General features: G+C 71.9%; 19 protein-coding genes. 10 read left to right on the top strand and 9 right to left on the bottom strand.

Going from position 1 to position 23542, the window contains the following annotated elements; all coding sequences use genetic code 11:
* The first annotated feature begins 17 nt into the window (after positions 1-17).
* Positions 18-1640: a tyrosine 2,3-aminomutase gene (cmdF, locus tag ACX6XY_RS08770; RefSeq protein WP_460328051.1), complete on the top strand. Its 1623-nt coding sequence runs from the start codon at positions 18-20 to the stop codon at positions 1638-1640.
* A gap of 127 nt (positions 1641-1767) precedes the next feature.
* A complete protein-coding gene (locus ACX6XY_RS08765; RefSeq protein ID WP_460328025.1) occupies positions 1768-3123 on the top strand; it encodes a condensation domain-containing protein in 1356 nt (451 codons plus the stop codon).
* An 81-nt stretch (positions 3124-3204) separates the two neighbouring features.
* On the opposite strand, the gene ACX6XY_RS08760 is transcribed toward ACX6XY_RS08765, so the two are convergent.
* Positions 3205-4788, bottom strand: a complete 1584-nt coding sequence (locus ACX6XY_RS08760) for a 4-hydroxyphenylacetate 3-hydroxylase family protein (RefSeq protein ID WP_460328024.1) — start codon at positions 4786-4788, stop codon at positions 3205-3207.
* 300 nt (positions 4789-5088) lie between these two features.
* Here ACX6XY_RS08760 and ACX6XY_RS08755 point away from each other — a divergent pair, with 300 nt between their 5' ends.
* On the top strand, positions 5089-6273 hold the full coding sequence (locus tag ACX6XY_RS08755) for an acyl-CoA dehydrogenase family protein (RefSeq protein ID WP_460328050.1): 1185 nt from the start codon (positions 5089-5091) through the stop codon (positions 6271-6273).
* A 45-nt stretch (positions 6274-6318) separates the two neighbouring features.
* Positions 6319-6738, top strand: a complete 420-nt coding sequence (locus tag ACX6XY_RS08750; protein WP_460328023.1) for an SgcJ/EcaC family oxidoreductase — start codon at positions 6319-6321, stop codon at positions 6736-6738.
* A 119-nt stretch (positions 6739-6857) separates the two neighbouring features.
* Here ACX6XY_RS08750 and ACX6XY_RS08745 read toward each other — a convergent pair whose 3' ends face one another.
* The 4 genes from ACX6XY_RS08745 to ACX6XY_RS08730 all read right to left on the bottom strand — a co-directional run bounded on the left by ACX6XY_RS08745 (position 6858) and on the right by ACX6XY_RS08730 (position 9882).
* Positions 6858-8108, bottom strand: coding sequence for a cytochrome P450 family protein (locus ACX6XY_RS08745; RefSeq protein WP_460328022.1), 1251 nt, complete (start codon positions 8106-8108; stop codon positions 6858-6860).
* A gap of 105 nt (positions 8109-8213) precedes the next feature.
* Positions 8214-8504, bottom strand: coding sequence for a phosphopantetheine-binding protein (locus ACX6XY_RS08740; RefSeq protein ID WP_460328021.1), 291 nt, complete (start codon positions 8502-8504; stop codon positions 8214-8216).
* Between the two features lie 44 nt (positions 8505-8548).
* Positions 8549-8875: a pyridoxal-phosphate dependent enzyme gene (locus ACX6XY_RS08735; protein WP_460328020.1), complete on the bottom strand. Its 327-nt coding sequence runs from the start codon at positions 8873-8875 to the stop codon at positions 8549-8551.
* Between the two features lie 8 nt (positions 8876-8883).
* Positions 8884-9882, bottom strand: coding sequence for an ATP-grasp domain-containing protein (locus ACX6XY_RS08730; protein ID WP_460328019.1), 999 nt, complete (start codon positions 9880-9882; stop codon positions 8884-8886).
* A gap of 271 nt (positions 9883-10153) precedes the next feature.
* Between ACX6XY_RS08730 and ACX6XY_RS08725 the strand changes: the two genes are divergently transcribed.
* Positions 10154-11326 (top strand): acyl-CoA dehydrogenase family protein, encoded by a 1173-nt coding sequence (locus ACX6XY_RS08725; protein ID WP_460328018.1) that lies wholly within the window; start codon positions 10154-10156, stop codon positions 11324-11326.
* Between the two features lie 33 nt (positions 11327-11359).
* Here the strand turns inward: ACX6XY_RS08725 and ACX6XY_RS08720 are convergent, their stop codons facing one another.
* The 3 genes from ACX6XY_RS08720 to ACX6XY_RS08710 all read right to left on the bottom strand — a co-directional run bounded on the left by ACX6XY_RS08720 (position 11360) and on the right by ACX6XY_RS08710 (position 14551).
* Positions 11360-12160 carry a DUF2306 domain-containing protein gene (locus ACX6XY_RS08720; protein WP_460328017.1) on the bottom strand — a complete coding sequence of 267 codons (801 nt, stop codon included), beginning with the start codon at positions 12158-12160 and terminating at the stop codon, positions 11360-11362.
* Positions 12161-12380: 220 nt separating this feature from the next.
* Entirely contained in the window at positions 12381-14066 is a 1686-nt protein-coding gene (locus ACX6XY_RS08715) for an MFS transporter (protein WP_460328016.1), read from the bottom strand.
* A gap of 152 nt (positions 14067-14218) precedes the next feature.
* Entirely contained in the window at positions 14219-14551 is a 333-nt protein-coding gene (locus ACX6XY_RS08710) for a YciI family protein (protein WP_460328015.1), read from the bottom strand.
* 449 nt (positions 14552-15000) lie between these two features.
* Between ACX6XY_RS08710 and ACX6XY_RS08705 the strand changes: the two genes are divergently transcribed.
* Positions 15001-15594 (top strand): dihydrofolate reductase family protein, encoded by a 594-nt coding sequence (locus ACX6XY_RS08705; protein ID WP_460328014.1) that lies wholly within the window; start codon positions 15001-15003, stop codon positions 15592-15594.
* A gap of 21 nt (positions 15595-15615) precedes the next feature.
* On the opposite strand, the gene ACX6XY_RS08700 is transcribed toward ACX6XY_RS08705, so the two are convergent.
* Positions 15616-16155: a dihydrofolate reductase family protein gene (locus ACX6XY_RS08700; protein WP_460328013.1), complete on the bottom strand. Its 540-nt coding sequence runs from the start codon at positions 16153-16155 to the stop codon at positions 15616-15618.
* 166 nt (positions 16156-16321) lie between these two features.
* Between ACX6XY_RS08700 and ACX6XY_RS08695 the strand changes: the two genes are divergently transcribed.
* The 4 genes from ACX6XY_RS08695 to ACX6XY_RS08680 all read left to right on the top strand — a co-directional run bounded on the left by ACX6XY_RS08695 (position 16322) and on the right by ACX6XY_RS08680 (position 23526).
* On the top strand, positions 16322-19180 hold the full coding sequence (locus ACX6XY_RS08695; protein ID WP_460328011.1) for a helix-turn-helix transcriptional regulator: 2859 nt from the start codon (positions 16322-16324) through the stop codon (positions 19178-19180).
* A 269-nt stretch (positions 19181-19449) separates the two neighbouring features.
* The gene (locus tag ACX6XY_RS08690; RefSeq protein WP_460328010.1) at positions 19450-20226 is read left to right on the top strand and encodes a phytanoyl-CoA dioxygenase family protein; all 777 of its coding nucleotides are present in this window, start codon (positions 19450-19452) and stop codon (positions 20224-20226) included.
* A gap of 38 nt (positions 20227-20264) precedes the next feature.
* Positions 20265-22130, top strand: a complete 1866-nt coding sequence (locus ACX6XY_RS08685) for an NAD-dependent epimerase/dehydratase family protein (protein WP_460328009.1) — start codon at positions 20265-20267, stop codon at positions 22128-22130.
* Positions 22123-23526, top strand: a complete 1404-nt coding sequence (locus ACX6XY_RS08680) for an MFS transporter (RefSeq protein ID WP_460328008.1) — start codon at positions 22123-22125, stop codon at positions 23524-23526. The genes ACX6XY_RS08685 and ACX6XY_RS08680 overlap by 8 nt, the downstream gene beginning before the upstream one ends.
* The last annotated feature ends 16 nt before the right edge of the window (positions 23527-23542 follow it).

Raw genomic sequence — 23542 nt, 5'->3', positions numbered from 1 at the left:
GGGTGAGAATCGTGACCATGGTCGAGACCGAACTGCCGGTCGATTCCAATGGAACGGACGTCTATTTCGACGGCGAGAACCTGGACATCCCGGCCGTCCGCCGGGTCGCCGAGGACCAGGCGCCCGTCGGCGTCGCCCCGGCGGCCCTGGCCCGAGCCGCCTCCAGCCGCCGGATGTTCGAGGACATCGTCCGCGAGGGCACCCCCGTCTACGGTGTCACCACCGGCTACGGCGAGATGATCTACATGCTCGTGGACACCTCCAAGGAGGTGGAGCTTCAGACCAACCTGGTGCGCAGCCACAGCGCGGGCGTCGGCCCGCTGTTCGCCGAAGACGAGGCCCGCGCCATCCTGGCCGCCCGCCTCAACGCCCTGGCCCGCGGCTACTCCGCGGTGCGCCCCGAACTCCTGGAGCGCATCGCCCTCTACCTCAACCGGGGCATCACCCCGGCCATCCCCGAGGTCGGCTCGCTGGGCGCCAGCGGCGACCTGGCGCCGCTCGCCCACATCGCCACCAGCCTCATCGGCGAGGGCTATGTACTGCGCGACGGGGTGCGCGCCCCCACCGCCGACGTGCTGCGCGAAGAGGGCATCGAGCCGCTCGAACTCCGGTTCAAGGAGGGCCTGGCCCTGATCAACGGCACCTCGGCGATGACCGGCCTCGGCTCCCTGGTCATCGGCCGGGCCCTGGAGCAGGTCCGCCAGGCGGAGATCGTCACCGCCCTCGTCGTGGAGACCCTCCAGGGCTCCACCAGCCCGTTCCTGGCCGAAGGCCACGACCTGGCCCGCCCGCACCAGGGCCAGATCGACACCGCGGCCAACATGCGCGCCCTGCTGCACGGCAGCGGCCTCGCCGTCGGCCACGCCGAACTGCGCCGCCAGGCCGCCGAGCAGCGCACCGGCGACGGCGTGCACCGCACCGAGGTCTATCTGCAGAAGGCCTACACGCTGCGCGCCATCCCCCAGGTCGTCGGCGCGGTCCGGGACTCCCTGTACCACGCGCGCCAGAAGCTGGAGATCGAGCTCAACTCCGCCAACGACAACCCGCTGTTCTTCGACGGCCAGGACGAGATCTTCCACGGCGCCAACTTCCACGGCCAGCCGATCGCGTTCGCCATGGACCACACCGTGATCGCCCTGACCCAGCTGGGCGTGTTCTCCGAGCGGCGCACCAACCGGCTGCTCAACCGGCACCTCAGCGACGGCCTGCCGGAGTTCCTCGTCAAGGGCGAGCCCGGCCTCAACAGCGGCTTCGCCGGAGCCCAGTACCCGGCCACCGCGCTGGTCGCCGAGAACCGCACCATCGGCCCGGCCAGCACCCAGTCGGTGCCCTCCAACGGCGACAACCAGGACGTCGTCAGCATGGGCCTGATCGCCGCCCGCAACGCCCGCCAGGTGCTGCGGAACAACACCAGGATCCTCGCCGTCGAATACCTCGCCGCCGCGCAGGCCGTGGACCTCTCCGGGCGCTACGACCGGCTCAGCCCGGCCGGCCGGGCCGCCTACGACCAGATCCGCTCGCTGGTGCCCACGCTGGAGCGCGACCGTTTCATGTCCGACGACATCGAACTGATCGCCGCCGCGCTGTCGCGGGGCGAGTTCCTCCAGGCCGCCGAGCACGCCGAGACCGAGCTGCGCTGAGCCGAGCCGCGCCGAGCCGAGCCAGGCGCGCCGAACCCCGCGGCCCCGGCCGCGCACCCGCATCCGCATAGCAGGCCGTGCCGACCGACCGGCCTGCTATGCGGCCTACTTGGAGGCCAGCCACCCCATGGACATCCCAGACATCCCACTCTCGTACAACCAGGAATTCCTCTGCATGTTCGACCAGGGCGACGAGGAGGGGCCGTTCGGGCCCCGCTACAACATCGTCGCGGGCTGGCGGCTGCGCGGAAAGGTCGACACCGACGCGCTCCAGGGCGCACTCGACGACGTCGTGGCCCGGCACGAGGCGCTGCGCACCACGATCGTGCGCGGCGAGGAAGGCCGCCGCCAGGAGATCCACCCGCCGAAGCCGGTCCCCCTGGAACTGCGCGACCTGCCCACGCCCGACGACACCGGGCTCCGCGCCCGGCGGGCCGAGGAGCTGATCATCGACGTCGAGGGCGGCCAGTACGGGGTCACCGAGATGCCGCTGCTGCGGGCGGTCCTGGGCCGCTTCGACGAGCAGGACGCCGTCCTCGTACTCACCGCCCACCACACCGCCGTCGACGAGACCTCACTCCAGCTCATGATCCGGGACCTCGGCACCGCCTACGCCACCCGGCGCGGCCACGACGTGCCCGAACTGCCCCCGGCGGCCCAGTTCCAGGAGTTCGCGGTCTGGGAGCGGGAGCGGTTCGCGCCCGAATCCCCGCACGCGGTGAAGGCGCGCGCCCACTGGCGGCGGCACCTGGCGGGCGGACGGATCACCGGAGTGCCGACCGACCACCTCAAGTCCGCGGGGCTCGACAAGACCACCGCCGTGCACCGCTTCGTCATCGACGCCGAACTGACCGGCGCGACCCTCGCGTTGGCCAGGGCGACGCGAGGCACCGCCTTCATGGTGCTGCTCGCCGCGTACAAGGTCTATCTGAGCGAACTGACCGGCGTACGGGACGTGACGGTGCCGACCATGGCGTTCGGCCGCGGCCCGGCCCGCTTCCAGGACACCGTCGGCGCCTTCTTCAACTTCGTGCCGCTGCGCACCGACGTCGGCGGCTGCGACACCTTCCGCGAGGTGGTCGAGCGGACCCGCGCCACCTGCCTCAAGGCGTACGCCAACGACCTGCCGTTCGCCCAGGTGATGGCCGAGGCCCCGGAGATCGCCGCGCCCTTCGCCGCCGACGACCTCGGGGTCTTCGCCTTCCAGGTGCTGCAGTTCCCGCCGTCGCACGGTGAACCGGTAGGCGACCTGGCGTACTTCGAGATACGCGACCGGAAGCTGTCCCAGGACGTCAGCACCGACATCCCGGACGGCGCGATGGTGCAGCTGACCGTCGACCCCGAGTCGGGGGAGATGGCCGGGTACCTGGGGTACAACACCAACCTCTACGACGACCGGACCATCCGGGACATGGCGGCGGGGTTCCGCGAGAGCCTGCGGGTGACCGTCGCGGCCCCGGACGCACCCCTGCACCGCCCCTGAACTCCCGAACCATCGCACGTACGAGGCGGCCGACCGGGAATCCCCCCGGTCGGCCGCCTCGCGTGGCCAGGTCGCCCGCCCTCAGCCGCCGAGCAGCCCGCCGCGCGCCTCGCGCAGCTCCTCGAACGACGACAGGTCCGGCACCGTCCAGCCGTCCAGGTCGTACTCGGACAGGCAGGCGTCGACGAACGCCTTGTAGCCGTCCACCTGCCCCGACGTGGTCTGCGACATCAGCAGCTCGACGCGGGTGTTCTCGTGGTTGCCCGCGTAGTTGCGCTCGTACAGCTCGTGCCGTCCGCCGAACTCGGTGCCCACCGCGTCCCAGAGCAGCTTCATCACCTTGACCCGGTCCACCGCCTCGACCCCGCCCGAGCCGCGCAGATACTTGTCCAGATAGGGCCGCACATCCGGGTTCTTGAAGTCCTCCGCGCTGGAGTTGACATAGATCAGGCCGCTCGCCACATCCTGCTCGATGATCTCCTTGACCCGCGGATAGCCGATCTGCATGAACCAGCGGTACGCCATCCCGTACTGCGGATTCGGCAGCACCGCGCCGTGGTGCCACTCCACCGGGTTGCGGGCGGCCGCGTCCGAGAACGCCCAGAACAGGTTGCGCCAGGCCAGCACCTCGCCGATCCGGCTCTGCACCCCGCGGAAGTCCTTCGTACCGGTGATCTCCAGGGCCTTGATCAGCAGCCCGGCGATGAACTCCAGCTTCACCGCGAGCCGGGTGCAGCCGTGGAAGGTGAAGCGCTCGAAGAACCCCGAACGGCCGGGGAACATCTGCACCTTGCCCAGATGCCCGTAGATGAACACGTTCTCCCAGGGGATCAGCACCTTGTCCAGGACGAGGATCGTGTCGTTCTCGTCCAGCCGCGACGACAGCGGATAGTCGAACGGGCCGCCCATCACCGCGGCCGTCGCCGAGTACGACGGACGACAGATCAGCTTCATCCCCGGCGCGTCCATCGGCACCGTCGCCACCAGAGCGAACTCCCGCTTCTTGATGGGCAGTCCGAAGTGCGCGATGAAGTTGTAGTGGGCCAGCGCGCTGCCGGTCGCGACCACCTTGGCGCCGCTGACCACCAGGCCCGCGTCGGTCTCCTTCTCCACATGGATGAAGACGTCCTCGACCTCGTCCGGCGGCCGGTTCCGGTCCACCGGCGGATGCACGATCGCGTGGTTCCAGAACAGCACCTTCTCCTGCGACTCCCGGTACCAGCGCCGCGCGTTGTCCCCGAACGGCTCGTAGTAGTCGGCGTTCGCGCCGAGCGTGCCGAGGAACGACGCCTTGTAGTCGGGGCTGCGGCCCATCCAGCCGTAGCTCATCCGCGCCCACGCGGCGATCGCCCGCTGGTCGGCGACCAGGTCGTCGGCCGAGCGGGGCGTGGTGAAGAAGCTGTGCGTCAGACCGTCGCTGCCGGTGTCGGTCGGCCGGGTCAGCTCGCCGCGCCGCTCCGGGTCGTGCAGGGCGTCGTACAGGCGCGCCGTCATCCGGACCGGGTTGCGGAAGGCGGGATGCGTCGTGACGTCCTTGACGCGGTCCCCGTACAGATAGATCTCGCGGTCGTCGCGCAGGCTTTCGATGTACTCGTCGCCCGTCAGCGGACGGGTGGCGGGCCGCTCGTCGGCGGGGCGTGCGGGGATGTCCTGACGCTCGGTCATCAGCGGTGTTCCCTCTTCCTCTCAGGCCGCGCGCCGTGCTGAGGCGGGCCGGGGCACACCCGTGTCCTGAGGTGCGCGCAGGGGCGTGTCGGGTGGCTTTCATGGTGGCAGCCGCGGCCGGGCGGGGGCTTCTCCGAGCGTGCCCGGCAGCCGTCGCCGCACCCCGCGTCCCAGGTGCGCACGCCCACGTCGCACACCAGAAGATGCGGCGCTTCCCGGCGGGCTGCGACGGTCGATCGCGAGTAGGGCGGGCCCGCGCGTACGGGCCGCCGACGGTGGCGCATCTCCCAGGAGGACATGGTGTTGACGACCGAGGTGCCGACGCGCGAGCAACTGGTGCGCCGCGCGTGCGACGCGGCCGGGGTGCTGAGCGGTAACGCGGCCTGGGCGGAGGAGAACCGGCGCATCCACGACGAGTCGATCGAGGCCCTGGCCGACGCGGGAGTCTTCCGGCTGCGCGCGCCCCAGCGCTTCGGCGGCTACGAGAGCGACACCCGCACGCTGGTCGAGGTGGCCGCCGAGCTCGGCCGGGCCGACGCCTCCACCGCGTGGGTCGCGTCGGTCTACTGGATCCCCGGCTGGATGACCGCTCTGTTCCCCGACCCGGTCCAGGACGAGGTGTTCGCCACCCCCGACACACGGGTATGCGGCACCCTCAGCCCCGGCGGCATGGCCGCGCCCGCCGACGGCGGCGTGGTCGTCAACGGGCAGTGGAAGTTCATCAGCGGCGCGCTGCACGCCCACTGGCAGATCATCGTCGCGATCCAGCCGACCCCCGACGGCGAGCCGATGCCCGTCATGGCCCTGGTGCCCATGGCGGACCTGCGGATCGTGGACGACTGGTACACCTCGGGGCTGAAGGGCACCGGCAGCGTCACGACCGTCGCCGAGAACGTCTTCGTGCCCGCCGCGCGCGTCCTGCCGCTCCCCGTGATCCTCGGGGGCCGGGGCGGCGTCTCGCAGGCCAACGCGTCCGCCGCGGCCTACCAGGCCCCGCTGCTGCCGGTCGCGTCGGCCTCGTCGGCCGGCGCGGTGCTCGGCATGGCGAAGGCCGCCAAGGACGCGTTCTTCCAGCGGCTGCCCGACCGCAAGATCACCTACACGGACTACGAGAGCCAGAGCCAGGCGCCCCTGACCCATCTCCAGGTCGCCGACGCGGCGTTCAAGACCGACCAGGCGGAGTTCCACGCGCTGCGCCTGGCCGACCTGGTGGACGGCAAGTCCGCCCAGGGCGCCGAGTGGAGCCTTGAGGAGCGAGTGCGCGCCCGCGCCGACCTGGGCGCCGTGTGCCGCCTGGCGAAGGAGGCCGTGGACGTCTACAGCACGGCCAGCGGCGGCTCCTCCATCTACACCAGCGTGCCCATCCAGCGGATCGCCCGCGATGTGCAGGCCGTCAACCAGCACGCGCTGATGCACCCCAACACCAACGCCGAGCTGTACGGCCGGGTGCTGTGCGGCCTGGAGCCCAACACCCTCTACATCTGACCGTCACGCTCCGCATCCGACCGTCACGAACCCAGGGGAGAACCCATGACCACCACCACGGACACCGCCGTCACCGACGCGGACAAGGCCGCCGCCGCCTCCGTACCCGGACGCATCGTCGAGGCCTGGGCCAAGCACGACGCCAAGGCCTTCGCGCAGGTGTTCACGGCCGACGGCAGCATGATCCTGCCGGGCGTCTACCGGGACGGCCGGGCGGACATCGAGTCCTTCATGACCCAGGCCTTCGCCGGGCCCTTCCAGGGCACGCGGGTCGTCGGCAGCCCGCTCGCCGTGAAGTTCCTGCGCCCCGACGTGGCCCTCGTCATCACCCAGGGCGGCGTCCTGGCCCCCGGCGAGAGCGAGCCCGCCGCCGAACGCGCCATCCGGGCCACCTGGGTGGTCGCCAAGCAGGACGGCGTCTGGCAGCTCGCCGCGTACCAGAACAGCCCCCGCGACAGCGCCTGACACCCTGCCCCGTCGGCCCGGTGTCGGCGGGGCACGCGGAGGCGTGTCGGCGGGGCCCGCGAGGCCGCCAAAACGCCCCCCGGCGGTGGCCGGGGGGCGTTTTCGCGTACTCGCGGGGCTCAGTGGGCGGCCGCCCCGGCGGGAACCGGCGCGGTCAGCCGCACCGGCAGCGACTGGTGGCCGTTCATGATGAACGTGGGCAGCGGCCGCAGCTCGTCGGGCCGCACCGCGAGCGACAGCTCGGGGAAGCGCTCGAACAGCGTGGACAGCCCCACCTTCGCCACCAGCCGGGCCACACCCGCGCCCAGGCAGTAGTGCGGACCGACCCCGAACGACAGGTGCTCCTTGTCCTCACGGGTGATGTCGAAGGCGCAGGCGCTCTCCCCGTGCAGCGCCGGATCACGGCCCACCGCACTGTAGTTGACCAGGATCGGGTCGCCCTTGGGGATGGTCACACCGTCCAGCTCGATGTCCTCCACCGCGTACCGCAGCGGCAGCTGGGCCAGCGGCGACTGCACCCGCAGCGTCTCCTCGATCACGTCGTCCCACGCGGCGCGGCCCGACGTGACGAGCTCCAGCTGCTCGGGGTGGCTGAGCAGTGCCGTGATGGCGTTGTCGAAGAAGTTGATGGTCGTCTCGGAACCGGCCCCGAGAATCGCGAAGATGGTGTCGCACAGCTCGGCCTCGCTGAGCCGTGAGCCGTCCTCGTCCCGCGCCGCGATCAGGTCGCTGGTGATGTCCTCGCCCGGTTCGGCCCGCTTCTGCGCGACGAGTTCCTCCATGGCGCCGCGCCAGTTCGCGAGCACCGACTGGGCCTGCTCGGGGCTGACCGTGGTGTCCACCATCATGTCGATGACCTTCGCGGTGGCGGCGCGCTGCTCTTCGCCCATGCCGATCAGCTCGGCCACCAGCATGGCGGGCAGCGGATACGCGAACCGCTCGCGCAGATCCACCGTCCCGCCCGGCTCCACCGCGGCCAGACCGTCCAGCAGGTGGTTCGTCAGCCCCTCGACGAGCGGGCGGATCGCCTCCGTGCGGCGCGGCGTGAACGCCTTGCCGACCAGGCGGCGCAGCCGGACGTGGTCCTTGCCGTACGCGGTGACCATGTTGTCCATCGCGATCCAGCTGATCATCTCCCAGTTGGGCGGGATCTCGCCGTTGATGAACTTGGGCCAGTGGTTGCGGGCGCTCTTGGTGACCTGCGGATCGGTCAGCACCCTGCGTACGTTCGCGTAGTCGTTGATGGACCAGGCGAGCACCCCGCCGGGAAGCTCCACCTGGGTCGCGGCGCCCTGGGACCGCAGGGCGGCGGCTTCGGCGTGGATGTCCCGTCCGGTGGTGTCGAGGACGACGGGGCAGCGGTTTTCCATGGATTCTCCCGGAGATGAGGGCTGCGGCGCGAGGCTGGACCTGGGCCGCGGACGGACGGCGGCCGAGGCCGCGCGGGACCTACCGGCGGGACCTACCGGCGGGACCTACGCGGCGGCCCCGGCGCTCCCGGCGTCCTCGATCCGTTCGACGACGAGCCGGACGAGCGCCGCGAGGGTCGGGTCCTCCTCGAAGAGGTCGCCGACCTCCAGCTCCGCCCCGATCTCGTCCTCGATACGGGTCACGATGCGGACCGCCGCGATGGACTCGCCGCTCAGCTCGAAGAAGGTGGCGTCCCGCTGCTCGGCGGCCGCGGCCCCCAGCACATCGGTCCATATCCCGGCCACCTGCCGCTCGACCCGCGACAGGGCGGTGGACTCGTCGAGATCGCTGTTCATGCGGGGACTCCTTCACTGACGTATGGACCCGATGGACCCGAGGCTCAACTCGCAGCGTCACACCAGGCCGTTGACGGCGGCATCTCCTGGATTGCCTGGATCGCCGCGTGGCCCGACACGGTCCGCACCACATCGGCGCCCAGGGACCTCAGCAGCGCGACGCGCTCGGGCGACGCCGACGCGTGCGGCACGACGACGGTGCAGCGACAGCCGCGTACGGCGGCCAGCGCGGCCAGCGCGACCCCCGCGCCGCCCGACGCGGACTCCACCACCGTGGCCCCCGGCGACCGGCCGGGACGGACCACCGGGGCGCCGCCGATCAGTTCGTCGACCGCGTCCACGACCCGCCGCACAGCGGCGAGACTGGGCATACGCCGCGTCAAGCCGCCACCGCCCCGGTACGGGCCCGCCCGGCGGGGACCGGCGGCGCGGGCGGCGCGGGCAGAGCGGCGAGCGTGCCCGCACCGTGCCGCTTCCCGTGCACGCCGCGCGGCTTCCCGTGCGCGCCGCCCGAGTGCCGGGCGGCGTCCACCGGGTCGGCGGGGCCGCCGTAGAGGTGGACGTCGACCACCACCGGGCCGTGGACGCCGAGCCGTAGCTCGGTGTGGCTGTGTCCGTCGGTCACCCCGAGCAGCGCGAGGAACCGGGTGACGGCACGGGCGGCCTCGTCACCGGCCGCGCCGTCGGTGCCGGTGACCTGGTGGACGCCCGCGTAGCTCACCGCGTCCACGCCGCCGCGGGGCCCGGCGACGTACGCCTCCATCAGGAAGCCGCCGCCGCGCGCCAGCCGCCACGCGTACGGCAGGTCCGCGGGCCGCCGCACCCGCACCGCCCCGGCGTCGGAGACCGGGCCTGGCGGGGCCGTCGGCCGGACGAGGAACGGGTAGCCGGACAGGGCCCCGAAGGTCTCCAGCGAGCGCCGGTCGGTGACGAGCGCGCAGTCCACCAGCGACACCCCGTGCGCGGCGAGCTCCCGCCGCAGCAGCCAGCGGTCCAGCACCGGACCGGGCGGGTACCCGCGCGCGGCGCCTGTGCCGTTGAGGCGGCGCAGGGTCTTCGCGGGGTTCAGGGCGAGCCCGAGCCGCTCCGCCTCGGTGCTGACCGTCGGCAGCGTCGCATCGACGCCCAGGTGAACGACCTCGTCGACGCCGTGTGTTCCGGCCGTCTCCCGGATCAGGGCCCGCAGCGCGTGCTCGTCGCTGAAATCGGCCAGGAGCAGTTCCTGGGAAAGGAATTCGACCTCGTCGAGATACGCGTCGTCGCGCAGCGACGGATCCCAGACCGACCAGACGCCGAAACCGGCCGTCACGGCCTTTCGCACCAGACGGCGGTGCGGCATCACCATCAACAGTCGCTGGGGCGCACGGGGATACGGCATCGCGATTCTCCCTCTCTCCCTCGATCTCCCGATCTCCCGATGTCCCGATCTCCGGGTCTCCGGGTCTCCCTCTCGGGTCGAACAACGAGCTGACCACTTCGCCAAGTAGCGGACAACCGCCGACGTTCAAGCGACCAGAAGCTGAACGTCTCGGTTTCACCGAAAACCGTGAGGTGGCACCGTGAGAATGCGGCGACTTGGTGAAGTAGCCAAGCGGCCGCGTGAAAACCGGGTGAAAGCGCGCACAGCGGCAATTCGAGGAGGTCGTCCCATGCTCAGCGGCACCGTTGGCCGGACCCGGCCGCACATCGCCTCCGCGTTCCGGGCCCGGCTGCGCGAGTCGGCGGCGGGCTGCGCCGTCACCGGGCAGCCGGACCGCGAAGTGCTCGCCGCGCTGCGGGACTCGGGCCTGCTGTCCCTCGCGGTCCCGGCCGAGTACGGGGGCGCGGGCGGGGGCGCGCCCGAGGTCAACCGGACGGTCGAGGAACTCGCGACGGTCAACCCCTCGATCGCGCTGATCGCCCACCAGCACTACACGGTGACCTCGCTCATCGCCGAGTGGGGCAGCCGGGCCCAGCGCGAGAGCCTGCTGCCCGCGCTCGCCGACGGCGGTCAGCTGGCCGCGTCGGCGTGGAGCGAGACGCTCGCCGACACGGCCAGGACCGGGCCGCGCGGCAGCGCCGTACGACGGGACGACGGCGGCTGGACCCTGGACGGCGGCCGCGCCTTCACCGCGGGCGCGCACATCGCCGACGTATACCTCGTACTCGCCGCCACCGCCGAAGGGGCCGCCGAAGGGGCCGGCGAAGGACCTGGGGGCGGGCCCGGCGAAGGGGCCGGGACCGGGGACGGCCCCGGCGCCCAGGGGCGGACCTTCTTCCTGGTCGGGGCCGACAATCCGGGCGTGGCCGTACGGTCGAGCCCCGACCTGGCGGGCATGCGCGGCTCGGCCACCGGCCTGGTGACGCTGCGGCACTGCCAGGTGCCCGACGCGGACCGGCTCGGCCCGCGGCACGGGGCGCACCGCGCCATCGCGGGCCTGCGCGGGTCCGGTGTGACGCTGGGCGCCGTATCCGTCGGCCTGGCCCGCGCCGCCCTGGACCTCGCCGTCGGCTACGCCAACCGGCACGACCTGCTGACCGGGGCGGCGTTCCGGCACCGCCTCGGCGACCTCGCCACGCGCCTCGAATCGGCGCGGGCCATCGTCGACCGGGCGGGCGCTGGCCTGTCGCCCGACCCCGAACTGACCGCGCTGTACTGCAAGGTGTTCGCCTCCACCGCGGCCGAGGAGATCTGCCTCGACGTCGCCAGGATCGTGGGCGAGGCCGGATACCTGGCGGGCGACGTGCTGACCCGGCTGCTCGCCGACGCGCGCGGCGTCGCCCTCCTCGGCCCCACGAACGACCTGTGCCGGGAGGTCCTGGCCGAGTCGTGGCGGCGCTGACCGCCGCGTGTCGGCGACAGCCGACGCCACGCGTCACATGTCCAGGGGACGCTTGGCCGTGCGCTCCAACCACCACTGCACCACGATCAGGTTGCTCACCCAGCCGACCCAACGGGCCGTCTCGGCCACGTAGTTGAAGTCGACCGTGTCGGCCCAGGGCGACCACCACAGCCAGGACATGCCGATGACGAAGCCCCAGATGACCTGTCCCCAGACCACCGCGAAGCTGTACAGCATCCAGCGCCGGTGCTCGCGCCAGCGGCGCTGGCGGGCCCGCCGGTAGCCCATCAGACCGGCGACGGACCACAGGACGGCCGACATCAGGACACCGATGCTGCCCGCGCGGAACGCGACCGGGAACATGGCGATGGCGAACGCCGCCGACGGGAGCGCCCCGCCCCAGAGATAGACCCGGCCGCTCCACCGGTGGAACACCGGGTGCCGCCGTCGCAGCCACGGCCACATCTGCAGGCACATGGTCACCAGGGCCACCGTGCCGAAGCCGACATGGCCCACGAGCAGGGCGTAGTGCAGCGGGAACTGCAGCGGGATACGCGACTCGCCCGAGTCGAAGGCGGCGTACGGCGGCAGCTGGTAGATGAGGAACGCGACGGTCGCGGCGCCCATCGCCAGGACCCACAGGTTCGTGCTGCGGCGTCGCGTACGAGGCGGTGCGCCGCGCGGTGGAGCTGGCTCCTCGCGTACGGCGGACTCCTCGCGTATGGCTGGTTCTTCGCGTACGGCGGACTCCTCGCGTATGGCTGGTTCTTCGCGTACGGCCGCCGGTGGCCGGGCGACAGCGGGGGCGCCGGGCCGCTCCAGATTCTGCGTCACGGGTTGATCCTCCTGCGGCATCGTGGGCTCGACCGTTCGAGCCGCCCGTGGCCGAAAGCGTCACAGTCAGCCGGGGGGTGAGGCATCTCCTGGATTGCCCTGGGGCACGCCGATGGGGCGGAGCCGCGTACGGCCCCGCCCCATACGAGTGCGCCCCACACAGGTGCGCCGCACCTGACCGCGGCGGACATCGCGCGCTGCGGTCAGGTGGGAGAGGAGATCAGCTCAGAGACGCCGCCTTCCGGGACGGATCCGCGTCCCCGTCGGCCGGGTCCACCGCCTCGCTCGACTGAGTCGCCGAGCCGGGCTGGCCGGGATCGCCCGGCTCGGCCGCCGCGCCCGCGTCCGGCGCGTCGCCCGGCTCCGGCGCGGGGGCCGAGCCGATCGGCGGAATGTGCTTGAGCTTGACCGCGATCAGTACGGCCACGGCCGCCAGAATCACGCCACACACCACGGCGATGGTCTGCAGACCGCCGAGGAACGCGTCCTGGGCCGGTGCGAGCAGCGCGGCGGCGGTGTCCTCGGGCAGCCCGTCGGCCGCCGCGTTGGCCCCGGCCAGGCTGTCCCGCGTAGCCTCCGCCGCCTCGCCGCTGACGCCCGCCGGTACGGAGTCGGCGACCTGGGAGCGGTACACGGCCAGGCCGACGGTGCCGAACACCGCGATACCGAGCGTGCCGCCGAACTCGTTCGCCATCTGGGCCAGCGAGCCCGCCGAACCCGCCTTCTCCGGGGGAGCGTTCATGACCACGAGGTTGGTGCCGAGACCCGGCATCGGCGCGGCGCAGAAGGCGACGACGGTGAATCCGGCCACCAGCAGGGCGGTGCTCCCCGCCGTCCCGGCGTCGAGCGTGAGATAGGTCAGGAGCACCAGCGCGGAGATCGCCAGACCGCCCGCGATCACATACGCGGGCCGGAAGCGGGCCGCGAGCTTCGGCGCGACCGTGAAGCCCAGGGCGCCGCCGACCATGCCGGGAACCATCGCCAGGCCCGCCTCCAGCGTCGACATGCCGTCCACGAGCTGGAAGTACAGCATCATGAACAGCATGATCGCGCCGCCCTGCGCGCTGTAGGCGAGCTGACCGCCCAGGGTGGTGCCGATGGTGCCGTTGCCGAACAGGCGCACGTCGAGCAGCGGGTCGCTGAGCCGGCGCTGACGGCGTACGAACGCCACTCCGGCGGCCACGCCGACCAGGAGGGACAGCACCGGCAGGGTCTCCCAGCCGTGCCGGGCCAGCTCCTTGATGCCGTAGACGGTCGGCAGGATCATCAGGAGCGTCAGCAGGACGCTGGTCGGGTCGAGTCGGCCGGGCTCGCCGTTCTTGTACTCCGGCAGCAGCTTCGGGGCCAGCACCAGCGCGATCAGCACCAGCGGCACACCGAGCAGGAACACCGAACCCCACCACCAGTGCGCCAGCATGACACCGCCGATGACGGGGCCGAACACCGCGCCCATGGTGAAGGTGGCGCCCCACAGACCGAAGGCCGCGGCCTGCTGCTTGGGGTCCTGGAACAGCGTGGCGATCAGGGAGATCGTGGACGGGCCGATGGTGGCGCCGGCGATGCCCAGCAGCGCGCGGGCCGCGATCAGCATCTCCGGGCTGGTCGAATAGGCGCACAGCACGGACGCGACGGAGAACGCCGCCGCGCCGATGATGAGCAGTTTGCGGCGTCCGACGCGATCCCCGAGCGTGCCCATGGTGACCAGGAATCCCGCGAGCAGGAATCCGTAGATGTCCATGGTCCACAGCTGCTGGTTGCTGTCGGCGCCCAGGTCGGTCGCCAGTTCGGGCAGCGCCAGCATCAGGACGAAGAGATCGATGGCGACGACGAAGGTGGGCAAGGCCAGTACCGCCAGGCCGAGCCACGCCTTCCGCCCTGCCTTGGCAGGTGCTTGGGCAGCGGGCACTCTCGTACTCCTTTCGTTGCGCAATCCCGGTGTGGGGCACCGCGCGGGGGTCAGTGGTGTGCGTTCGGTGCGCCTGGCGGGGCCCATCGCCGCTGAGCGGAGGGCCGACCGCCTTCCGGCGGGGAGTGTCGGAAGGCGGTCGCCCCAGGGGGTTACTCGCCGAGGAGGGGGCGCACCTCGACGCCGCCGCCGGGCTTGGCCGGAACGTGCTGAGCGATCTCCTTGGCGTGCTCGATGTCGCGGGCCTCAAGGACGAAGAAACCGGCGATGACTTCCTTGGAGTCGAGGAACGTCCCGTCGGAGACGACCCCGTCCCGCACGGCGCACGCCGCCGTGCTCGGCAGACAGGCCTTGGCGACGACCATCTCGCCGCCGAGCTCTTCCAGCTTCTTGCCGAAGCGGTCGTTCGCCGCCAGCTCTTCGGGGGTGTAGTCCATCGGGTCGGCGGGGGCGGGCGAATAGAGCACGACCGCGAACTCAGCCATGAGGACTCTCCTTACTGCTTACTGCACATGGGAAATGGACGCCTCAGCGGACCCGGCCGACAGGCATTCCCGCAGACGAGCGGAATCATCTGATCCGCGGAGGTGCTAACAGCCTCCCCGATGGTGCCCGCGTTGTCTTCTCTCAGATTGCTCAGCATCGCTCAGCTCCGCGCACGCCAACGGGCCCCGCACAGAGGCGAGGTGAGAGGTGTGGGTCAGGAGCGTCGATCGCTGTGCGAACGGAATTCCCAGGGAACGAAAGGGTGTTCGCGGGGTGACCGGCGGATTCCCCAGGCGCGTCCCGCTGGCCGGAATTGAGTGGCCGTCGGCGCGGTAGGTCGCCGTCGGCGGAGAAAGAAAGCACGATGGAAGATGCGGTACTTCGCGTGCCGTCGCATCATGGGGCGGTTAGCGATCGACGGGCGTCAGACCAGCGTCAGGGGAACAGCATGCGCAAGATCGTCAGTTCGACCAACATCACGCTCGACGGCGACACCGAGGGCATGGAGAAGTGGCACTTCGGCCTGTGGAACGACGAGATGGCGAAGCTCGCGAACGACCTGCTCTTCGGCAGTGACACGCTGCTGATGGGCCGGAAGCTCTACGAGGCCTTCCAGGAGGCCTGGACCCAGCAGGCGGGCGCCGACGCCTTCGCCGACCGGATGAACAGCATCGAGAAGTACGTGATCTCCTCGACCCTGGACAAGGCCGACTGGGCCAACACCTCCGTGATCCGCGGCGAGAACGCGATGGACGAGGTCGCCCGGCTCAAGGAGCGCCCCGGCAAGGACATCCTGATGTACGGCTTCGGCCCGGTCGCCAAGGCCCTCGCCCGGCACGGCCTGCTCGACGAGGTCCGGTTCTGGGTCCATCCGGCCATCGCCGGTGCCAGCACCCTCAGTCAGGACGGCTTCACGGCCGACCTCAGGCACACCGGGACCGAGACGTTCGGGAACGGCGTCGTGGTGCTCACCTACGCCGTCGTCAAGCCGGGCGAGAGCGAAGACGGGAGCGAGGGCCAGGCCGAGTCCGAGTCCGCCTAGCCCTTACCTGAGTTACTCGGGTTACTTGGGCGCGTACGTGAGCACGGTGATCCCCGACTTGAAGGGGGTGCACCGCAGCAGCCGCAGATGCGTGGGGTCGAAGCCGTCGAACAGCCGCTCCCCGGAGCCGACGAAGGCGGGGAACATCCAGAAGTGGTACTCGTCGACGAGGCGGTTCTCCAGGAGTGTGCGGTCGAGTTCGCCGGTGCCGAACTTCAGGATCGACCCCCCGGACTGCTCCTTGAGCTTCGCGACCTCCGTGGCGACGTCGCCCTTGATGACCGTGGCGTTCCAGGCGGCCTCGGTGAGGGTCCGTGAGGCGACGTGCTTGGGCAGGCTGTTCATCCGCTCCGCGTACGCGCCCTCGGCCTCTCTCATCGCTGGCCAGACCTTGGCGAAGGTCTCGTACGTCTCCCGGCCCAGGAGCAGCGAGTCGGCGGCCATCAGCAGATCGCTGGAGTACTGGGAGTACTCCTCGTCCCAGTACGGCGTGCTCCACCGCTCCGGAGACGAGTGGACACCGTCCAGGGTCACGAACGTGGATTCGACGACCTTACGCATGGGTTGCGCCTTTCCTCATAAACGCGAAATGTCCGACTCATTGTAACTTGCGGTAGTGATTCTGCCGGTGCGCGACAGTTCCTGCCGCGCACCTAGTGGACAGCGCCCCGGAGTTCATTCACTCGCCGACTTTTCGGACAGTGGAGGCACAATCCGGGGAGGCGGGATGACGCTCCTGCATCGGGCGGCGGAATGGGACCGCTGCACAGCCGCCGTCGAGCGCTGCGCGGCCGGTGACACGGCGGTCGTACTGGTCGAAGGGGCGGCTGGCTGCGGCAAGACCGAACTGCTGCTGCGCCTGGCCCAACACGCGGCGGAGCAGGGGGCCTTCGTTCTACAGGCCACCGGGTCCGACGAGCAGCGCGACGTCCGGCACGGCGTGCTGCGGCAGTTGACGCACGCGCTGTCCGCCGCGGCGGACAGCGGGCTGGTCTCCCGTGTCTCGCGCGCGCGGGGCGTTCCGTCCGTCCAGGAGTTCACCGACGCGCTGCGGCGGCTCGCCGAGCGCGCGCCCGTAGTGGTGAGCGTCGACGACGCGCAGTACGCCGACGGGCCGTCGCTCGGCTATCTGCTGCATCTGTGCCGTACCCTGCGCCGCACCCCGGTGCTGCTCGCGCTCGGCCAGACGCTCGGCGCGGGCGTTCCCGGTGCGCCCGAGACGCCGACCGAGCTGGTGCGGCACGAGGGCTTCACACGGCTGCGCGTGAGCCGCCTCGACGTACGCGGCACCGCGGCCCTGGCCGCGCGCCTCACCGGAGGTGAGCCGCCCACCGCCGTCGTACGCCGACTCCAGCGCCTCACCGGCGGCAACCCGCTGCTGCTCAAGGCACTGCTCACCGAAGACCCGGCGCACCCGGCGCACCTGGCGCACCCGGCGCACTCGGATTCCCCCGCCGGTCAGGGACCCTGGCCCGAGCCCGCGTCCGGCGGGCCGTTCGCGCAGGCCGCCGTCACCTGTCTGCTGCGCAGCGGCCCGCACGCCCGGCGGCTGGCCGCCGCCGTCGCGGTACTGGGCGAGGACGCCACCGCCGAACGCGCCGAGGCCGTCGCCGCCATCCCACCGGCCGCGGCGGTCCGCACACTCGACGTCCTGGACGCCGCCGGGCTGAGCATCGGCCGCGGGCTGCGGCACCCGGCCGTCGCCACCGCCGTACTCGACGACGCCGGACCCGCCGGGCGCGCCGAACTCCATCTGCGGGCCGGGCGCGTGCTCCACGACGGCGGCGCCAGGGCCGCCGCGGTCGCCCAGCACCTGCTGCTCGCCAGGCCGCTCGCGCGGTCCGCGGCGGAGCGCGCCGGCTGGGCGGTTCCGGTGCTCGGCGAGGCGGCGCGCCAAGCGCTGCTCGACGACGACGGCGGCTACGCGGCCGACTGCCTGGACCTCGCGCACGACCTGTGCGAGGACCCCGCGGAACGTGCCCAGCTCGCGCTGCGGCTCGCCTCCGTACTGCGCCGCACCGACCCGGCGGCCGTCGACGCGCGGCTCGCCGAACCCCTGGACGCCCTGCGCCGGGGCGAGCTGGGGTACTCCGCCGCCGGGCTGCTCGCCCGGCTGCTGCTCACCCAGGGGAGGGCCGAGCAGGCCGCCGAGGCGCTGGAGCACGCCGAGCGGCTCCGGGCCGCCGGCGCGGCGGGCGGCGACCCACTGCGCGGCCTGCTCGCCCCCGCGCCTACGTTTGCGTCTGCCACCGTGTCCGCGCCTGCCCCCGGCCCCGCCCCTGCCCCCGCGTCCGCCCCTGCCGCTGCACCCGCGCCTGCACCCGGACCTGCACCCGGACCCGCCCCCGGACCCGGCCCCGCCCCCGCGTCCGCCGCCGCGCGGTCGCGCGCTGCCGCCGCGCTGTGGCCGCCCGCGCCCGTCGGCAAGCACGGCGTCGCGCACGACACCGTCGAACGAGTCCTCAAGGACACACCGCTCACCCACGCCACCTTCGACCTGATCGTCCAGGCCCTGCGCGCCCTGGCGCACTCCGACCGCTGCGAGCGGGCCGTTGTGTGGTGCCAGAAACTCCAGGTCGAGGCCGACCACGGGAGCTCTCCCGGCTGGTACGCGGCGCTCGGCCTGCCGCACGCCCAAGCCCTGCTGCGACTCGGCGACCTGAAGGGCGCCCGCCGCGAGGCCGTCGCGGCGGCCGCCGCCGTCGAGGGCCGCGGCGGGCCGCTGCTGTTCGGCCTGATCGCCGCCGAGGTCACCGCGCTGGTGGCGATGGGCCGGTACGAGGCGGCCGCCCGACGCCTCGAACCGCCCGCGCCCGAAGAGCTGTTCCGCAGCGTGCACGCCCTGGAGTACCTGCGCGCGCGAGGCCTCTACTACCTCGCGACGCACCGGCACGAGGCCGCGCTCGCCGAGTTCCTCGACGCCGGACGCCTCGCCCGAGGCTGGGCGCTCGACCGGCCGAGGCACCTGGCATGGCGCACCGACGCCGCCGCCGCGCTGGTGAGCCTGGGCGAACACCAGCGGGCCGAGCGCCTGATCGCCGAACAGCTCGCGCTGCCGGACGCGCGCTGCCCGCGCGTGCGGGGCGTCAGCCTGCGCGTGCGCGCGGCCACCGCGCCACCCGCCGAACGCCCCCGCCTGCTCGGCAGCGCTGTAGAGGAACTACGGTTCTGCGGCGACCGGTTGGAGCACGCCCTCGCCCTCGCCGACCTGGCGCGCGCCCTGCAACTCGTCGGCGAGGGCAACCGGGCCGGAACCCTCGCACGCCGCGCCTGGCAGCTGGCGGCCGACTGCGGCGCACAGGCGCTGTGCGAGCGGATCCTGCCCCGCCCGGCGGAGCGCGCACCCGAACGCGAGACACCGCCCGCCGCCGGCGACCGGCCGGTGGACCTGCTCAGCGGCTCCGAACGGCGCGTCGCCTCGCTCGCCGCGTTCGGCCACACCAACCAGGAGATCGCCGCGAAGCTGTACGTCACGGTGAGCACGGTCGAGCAGCACCTCACCCGCGCCTACCGCAAACTGAACATCTCCCGCCGCCACCAACTCCCCACAGACCTCCGCTACGACGACCCGCCGGGCGGCGCCTAGTACTCCAGCAGGCCTTGCGTGGAGCCTCGTACAGGTCCTGGTCGGGGAACTGGAACTGGCGGCCACGACGGCCCATGGGGACTTGGCCTGAACCATTCTTAGACGGTCTGAAAAATGCTGTTGACCTCCCTTGTTGGGGCTATATAAAGTCAACCAGCGAATGGTCTAGGCCAGATTTCTGGTTTCCTGCTTCACTTTTCTGTGACGACTCCCTGCACTGCGAAGAAGCGTGTGCGGTAACGGGGTAGACAAGAGATGAGGCTGTTAACGTGACCACTCAGGTGGTTTCCGACGTTGCCCAGAAGTTCACTCGGGATGGGTTCGCCGCTGTAGGCGGGCTCATCGCCCCCGAGGACCTCGATCGCTACCGGGACATCTACGACCGCTTCCTGAGCGGGGACATCGTGGCCGGCGACAAGAGGTCCGACCTCGGCTCACACGTCCCGCTGCGGGACGGGGTCCAGGAGAACATCACGCAGATCATGTGGCCGTCGGCGCTGTACCCACCGCTGCGTGAACTCCCGCTGCACGAACGGGCTCTGGGTCTCGCCCGCGAGCTGATCGGCGCGGACGCGGAGCTCGACTTCGACATGATGATCCACAAGGCTCCGCACACCGGCGTCCCCACCCCGTGGCACCAGGACGCCGCGTACTGGATCGACCTGCCCGACCACCGGGCCGTGTCGGTCTGGGTGGCGCTCGATGACGCGGTCGCCGACAACGGGTGCATGTGGTACGTGCGGGGCTCCCACCGTGAGCCCCTGCGGGCGCACCGTCCCACCAGCGACGGCAAGAACATCGAGTGCGACTGTTCCGAAGACGAACCGGGGGCCACCTGTGTGCCGGTGCGGGCGGGTGAGGCCGTGGCGCACGCGGGCACGACGCTGCACGGCTCCCGCGGCAACACCACGGACAGCGACCGTAGGGCGTACATCCTCAACTACCGTCCCGCCGCGATGATCCGGCTGGAGCGGGAGCAGGGCGCCGACCACGGCCTCAATGAGAACGTGCGCCAAGTACGCAACTCGGCAGCGACCGAGAACTGACACCGCCTCAGCCGACCCGCAAGACCAGAAGGGAAGCTGTGCACCCCATCTCTCTGACGGGCGCCGTGATGACCCACCCCAGGAGGGCTGTCGCCGCCGAGGGCATCGCGGCCCGCGACCCCCTTCGACGTATCCGCGTCATCGCGGACCCGGACCCATCCGGTCCGCCCACCGCGCTGCGTACCGCGAACCCCGCTTGGAGCTGCGTCGGGGACGACGCGACCCACCACGTGGTGTTCCAGGACGACGTCCTGATCGCCGACGGCTTCTTCCCCTACCTGGAACAGGTCGCCGCCGCCGTCCCCGGAGAGGCGGTCGCCTTCTACGAGGGCTGGGAGGGAAGGAACAGCGGAGTCGTGCGCCTCGGTGCTCTCACCGGAGCACAGTGGGCCCGTGCGATCGACGAGCACGTGCCCTCGCTCGCCCTCATGCTGCCCGCCGACATCGCCCGCGGATACGAGGAATTCGCCGTGAAGCACGGCAACGGCTGGCCCTACGATGTCGTTATCCAGCGGTATTTGAAGTCACGAGGAATTCCGGTGCGAATCGCTGTCCCCAGCACCGTGGACCATGACGACGTACCAAGCCTCGCTGGAAACAGTACGCACGGCTGGCGGCGCGCAACCTATTTCTCCGAGCGCGCCGCCAGTGTGCGGACGTATGAATGCGTCGCGTTCTCCGTGGTGCCCTATTACCAATACGGAGAGGCCCGGTGCGCGGTCCGGTACGGGACGCGCTGGGAGCATCTGGAGACCGACCGGTACCTGCGGCGCGTCGGCCTGCTGGACGGGTGCGACGCCGGACTCGCGGAGCACAACGCGCCAGGGTTGCCGGCCGTCGTCCGTCGGCAGGTATGGCTCACAGCCTTCGCCACCGGCGCCGTCGTCGAAGGGCTGACCGCCGCCGAACCCGACCCGGCAGCGGCCGACGCCGTGATGGACTCGCTGGGACCCGGCGGCCTGTGCGAGGAGTACACCGGCGCCGAACTGACGGAGATGATCCCGCGGATACGGGCCCTGGCGCTCACCGCGTTCGCCGCCGGCCGAGCGGCCCGTCGCGCGACCCCGCCCGTACCTCGCGCCACCGCGGCTGAAGCCGTCGCGGTCACCGGTGGCACCGCGGCCTTCCGGGAGCAGCTGGCGCGGCTGCTCACCGACGCGGGATGCGCCGCGACCCCTGGCGAGCGGCCGGACCCCCAGGCACACACCGTGATCCACATCGCCGACTCGCACGACCCGAGCGACGCCCTGCCGGGCCTGCTCGCCGACGCCGAGCGGCACGGCGTGCGGCGCCTGGTGCTGGCTGGCTCCGCCGACGTCTACCGCGGGCAGACCGGCCAGGAGTGCACCGAGGACGCCGTGACTGGACCACCGGCCGATGTCGAGGCGCGTGCCTGGTGGGACGCGGAGGAGACCTGCCGGCGCTGGGGCGACCGGACCGGCGTTCCCGTCCAGGTCGTACGGTTCGCCGAGCAGGTGGGGCCGCACGCCCCGCTCCACGGAGTCCTCGCCACGTGGACCCTGCGGGCCTGGACCCGGCGCCCCATGGAGCTTCTCGACGGCCGCCGCCACCAGATCGTCGACCACCGCGACATGGCCGGATCCCTCGCCGCCGTCCTGACCGCCCCCGTGCGCTCGGCGACGTACAACGTGGCGACCGCGCGGTACGAGGAAAGCGAGCTGGCCCAGCTCGTCACGGACACAGCCCGAGCCACTCCCTGGCACCGCGGCACCACCGCCGACGGCCCGCACCCGCCCCTGATGTCCACCACCCGCGTCACCGCCGAGACCGGATGGCACCCCGCCGCCGACGTGCGCGGCGGGGCCCGGGCCCAAGCCCAGTGGCTGGCCTGTGACACCCACGACGACGTCCCAGGGGGCGGGGGAACAGCCGGCGATGACTGAGAGTCCGCCGAAGCCCCGAGCCGGAGCCGACCCCGAAACGGGGATTTTCTCCCGCCCGTACGCGGCCGCCACCACGACGTTCGCCGTGGTGATGTTCCTGACCGGGTTCGCCGCCCTCGCCGTGGTCCCCACCCTGCCCACGGCGGTCCGGGACCTCGACGGAGTCTCCCTCTTCCCGCTAGTGGCGGGCTGCTTCGTCGCTGCCAGCCTGCTGGGCGGCGTGCTCGGCGGACACTGGGCGGACCGCTCGGGGGCACGCCGCCCGCTCGCACTCGGCATGGTGCTGTCCGTCCTGACCCTGCTGGTGTCGGCCTCCAGCCAGTCGATCTGGCAGCTGGCCGCCGGGCGGTTCGTGGACGGCCTCGCGGCCGGCATGGTCGCGGTGTCCGTGACGACCGCGATCGGTCAGTCCTACCCCGAGCGGCTGCGGCCGAGGATGCTGGCGCTGATGAGCGCGAGCTGGGTGATCCCCTCGCTGGTCGGGCCGCCGCTGGCGGGCGTGGTCGCCGAGGTGTGGTCCTGGCGGGTCGTGTTCTACGGCCTCGCCGCGCTGACCCTCCTGCCCTCGATCGCGCTGGTGATCGTGCTCCGTCGCCCCTCCGGCGGCGGGGCCGCTCCCGCAGACCTGCCGCCCGCCGAGGAACGCGCCGCCCGGCCACCGCTGTTCGTGGCAGCGATGCTCAGCCTCGGGGCGGCCCTGGGCCAGTACGGAGTATCGGAATGGGATGTCCGCCACCTGCTGTTCGCTACCGCCGGCGTCGTCCTGCTCGTGGTGTTCGCCCCCCGTCTGCTGCCGGCCGGCACCTGGCGCAGCGCCCGCGGACTGCCGACCACCGTGCTGCTGCGCGGCCTCACCTCGGGCACCTACTTCACCGTCGAGGCCCTGGTTCCGCTGATGCTGATCACCGAGCGGGACATCACCCCTGTGGCGGTCGGCGTGGTGTTTACCACCGCGGCGGTGCTGTGGGCGGCAGCGTCCTGGGCGCAGGGCAAGCTGCTCCAGCACGTCGCCCGGCACCGGCTGGTCACCGCAGGCGCCCTGGTCATGGCCGCGTCCGTCGTCCTGGCCGTCGCCGGAAGTCTCAGCGGCGTGTCCCCCTGGGTCGCGGCGGCGGCCATGCCGCTGGCCGCCGTCGGCATGGGCCTGCTGGACCCGTGCGTCACCGTGCTCTCTCTCAAGCACAGCGCTCCGCACCGGCAGGGCCACACCACCAGCGCCCTGCAGACCAACATGAACCTCGGCCAGGTCGTCGTGCTCGGGCTGGCCTCCGCAGTCCTCAACGCCTGTCTGGCGCTGGGCGCGGGCCCGCTCGGTGGTTACGCGTCGGCCTTCGCGCTGCTGGTCGCGCTCCCGCTCCTTGTCGCGGTGCTGGCAGGCCGGGCCCGCGCTGTCTGAACGCGGCCGCCGCCCA

It is taken from the genome of Streptomyces sp. O3 (assembly GCF_054788135.1).
The sequence above is the reverse complement of the archived record's forward strand: the minus strand, read 5'-3'. Positions and strand labels throughout refer to the sequence as shown.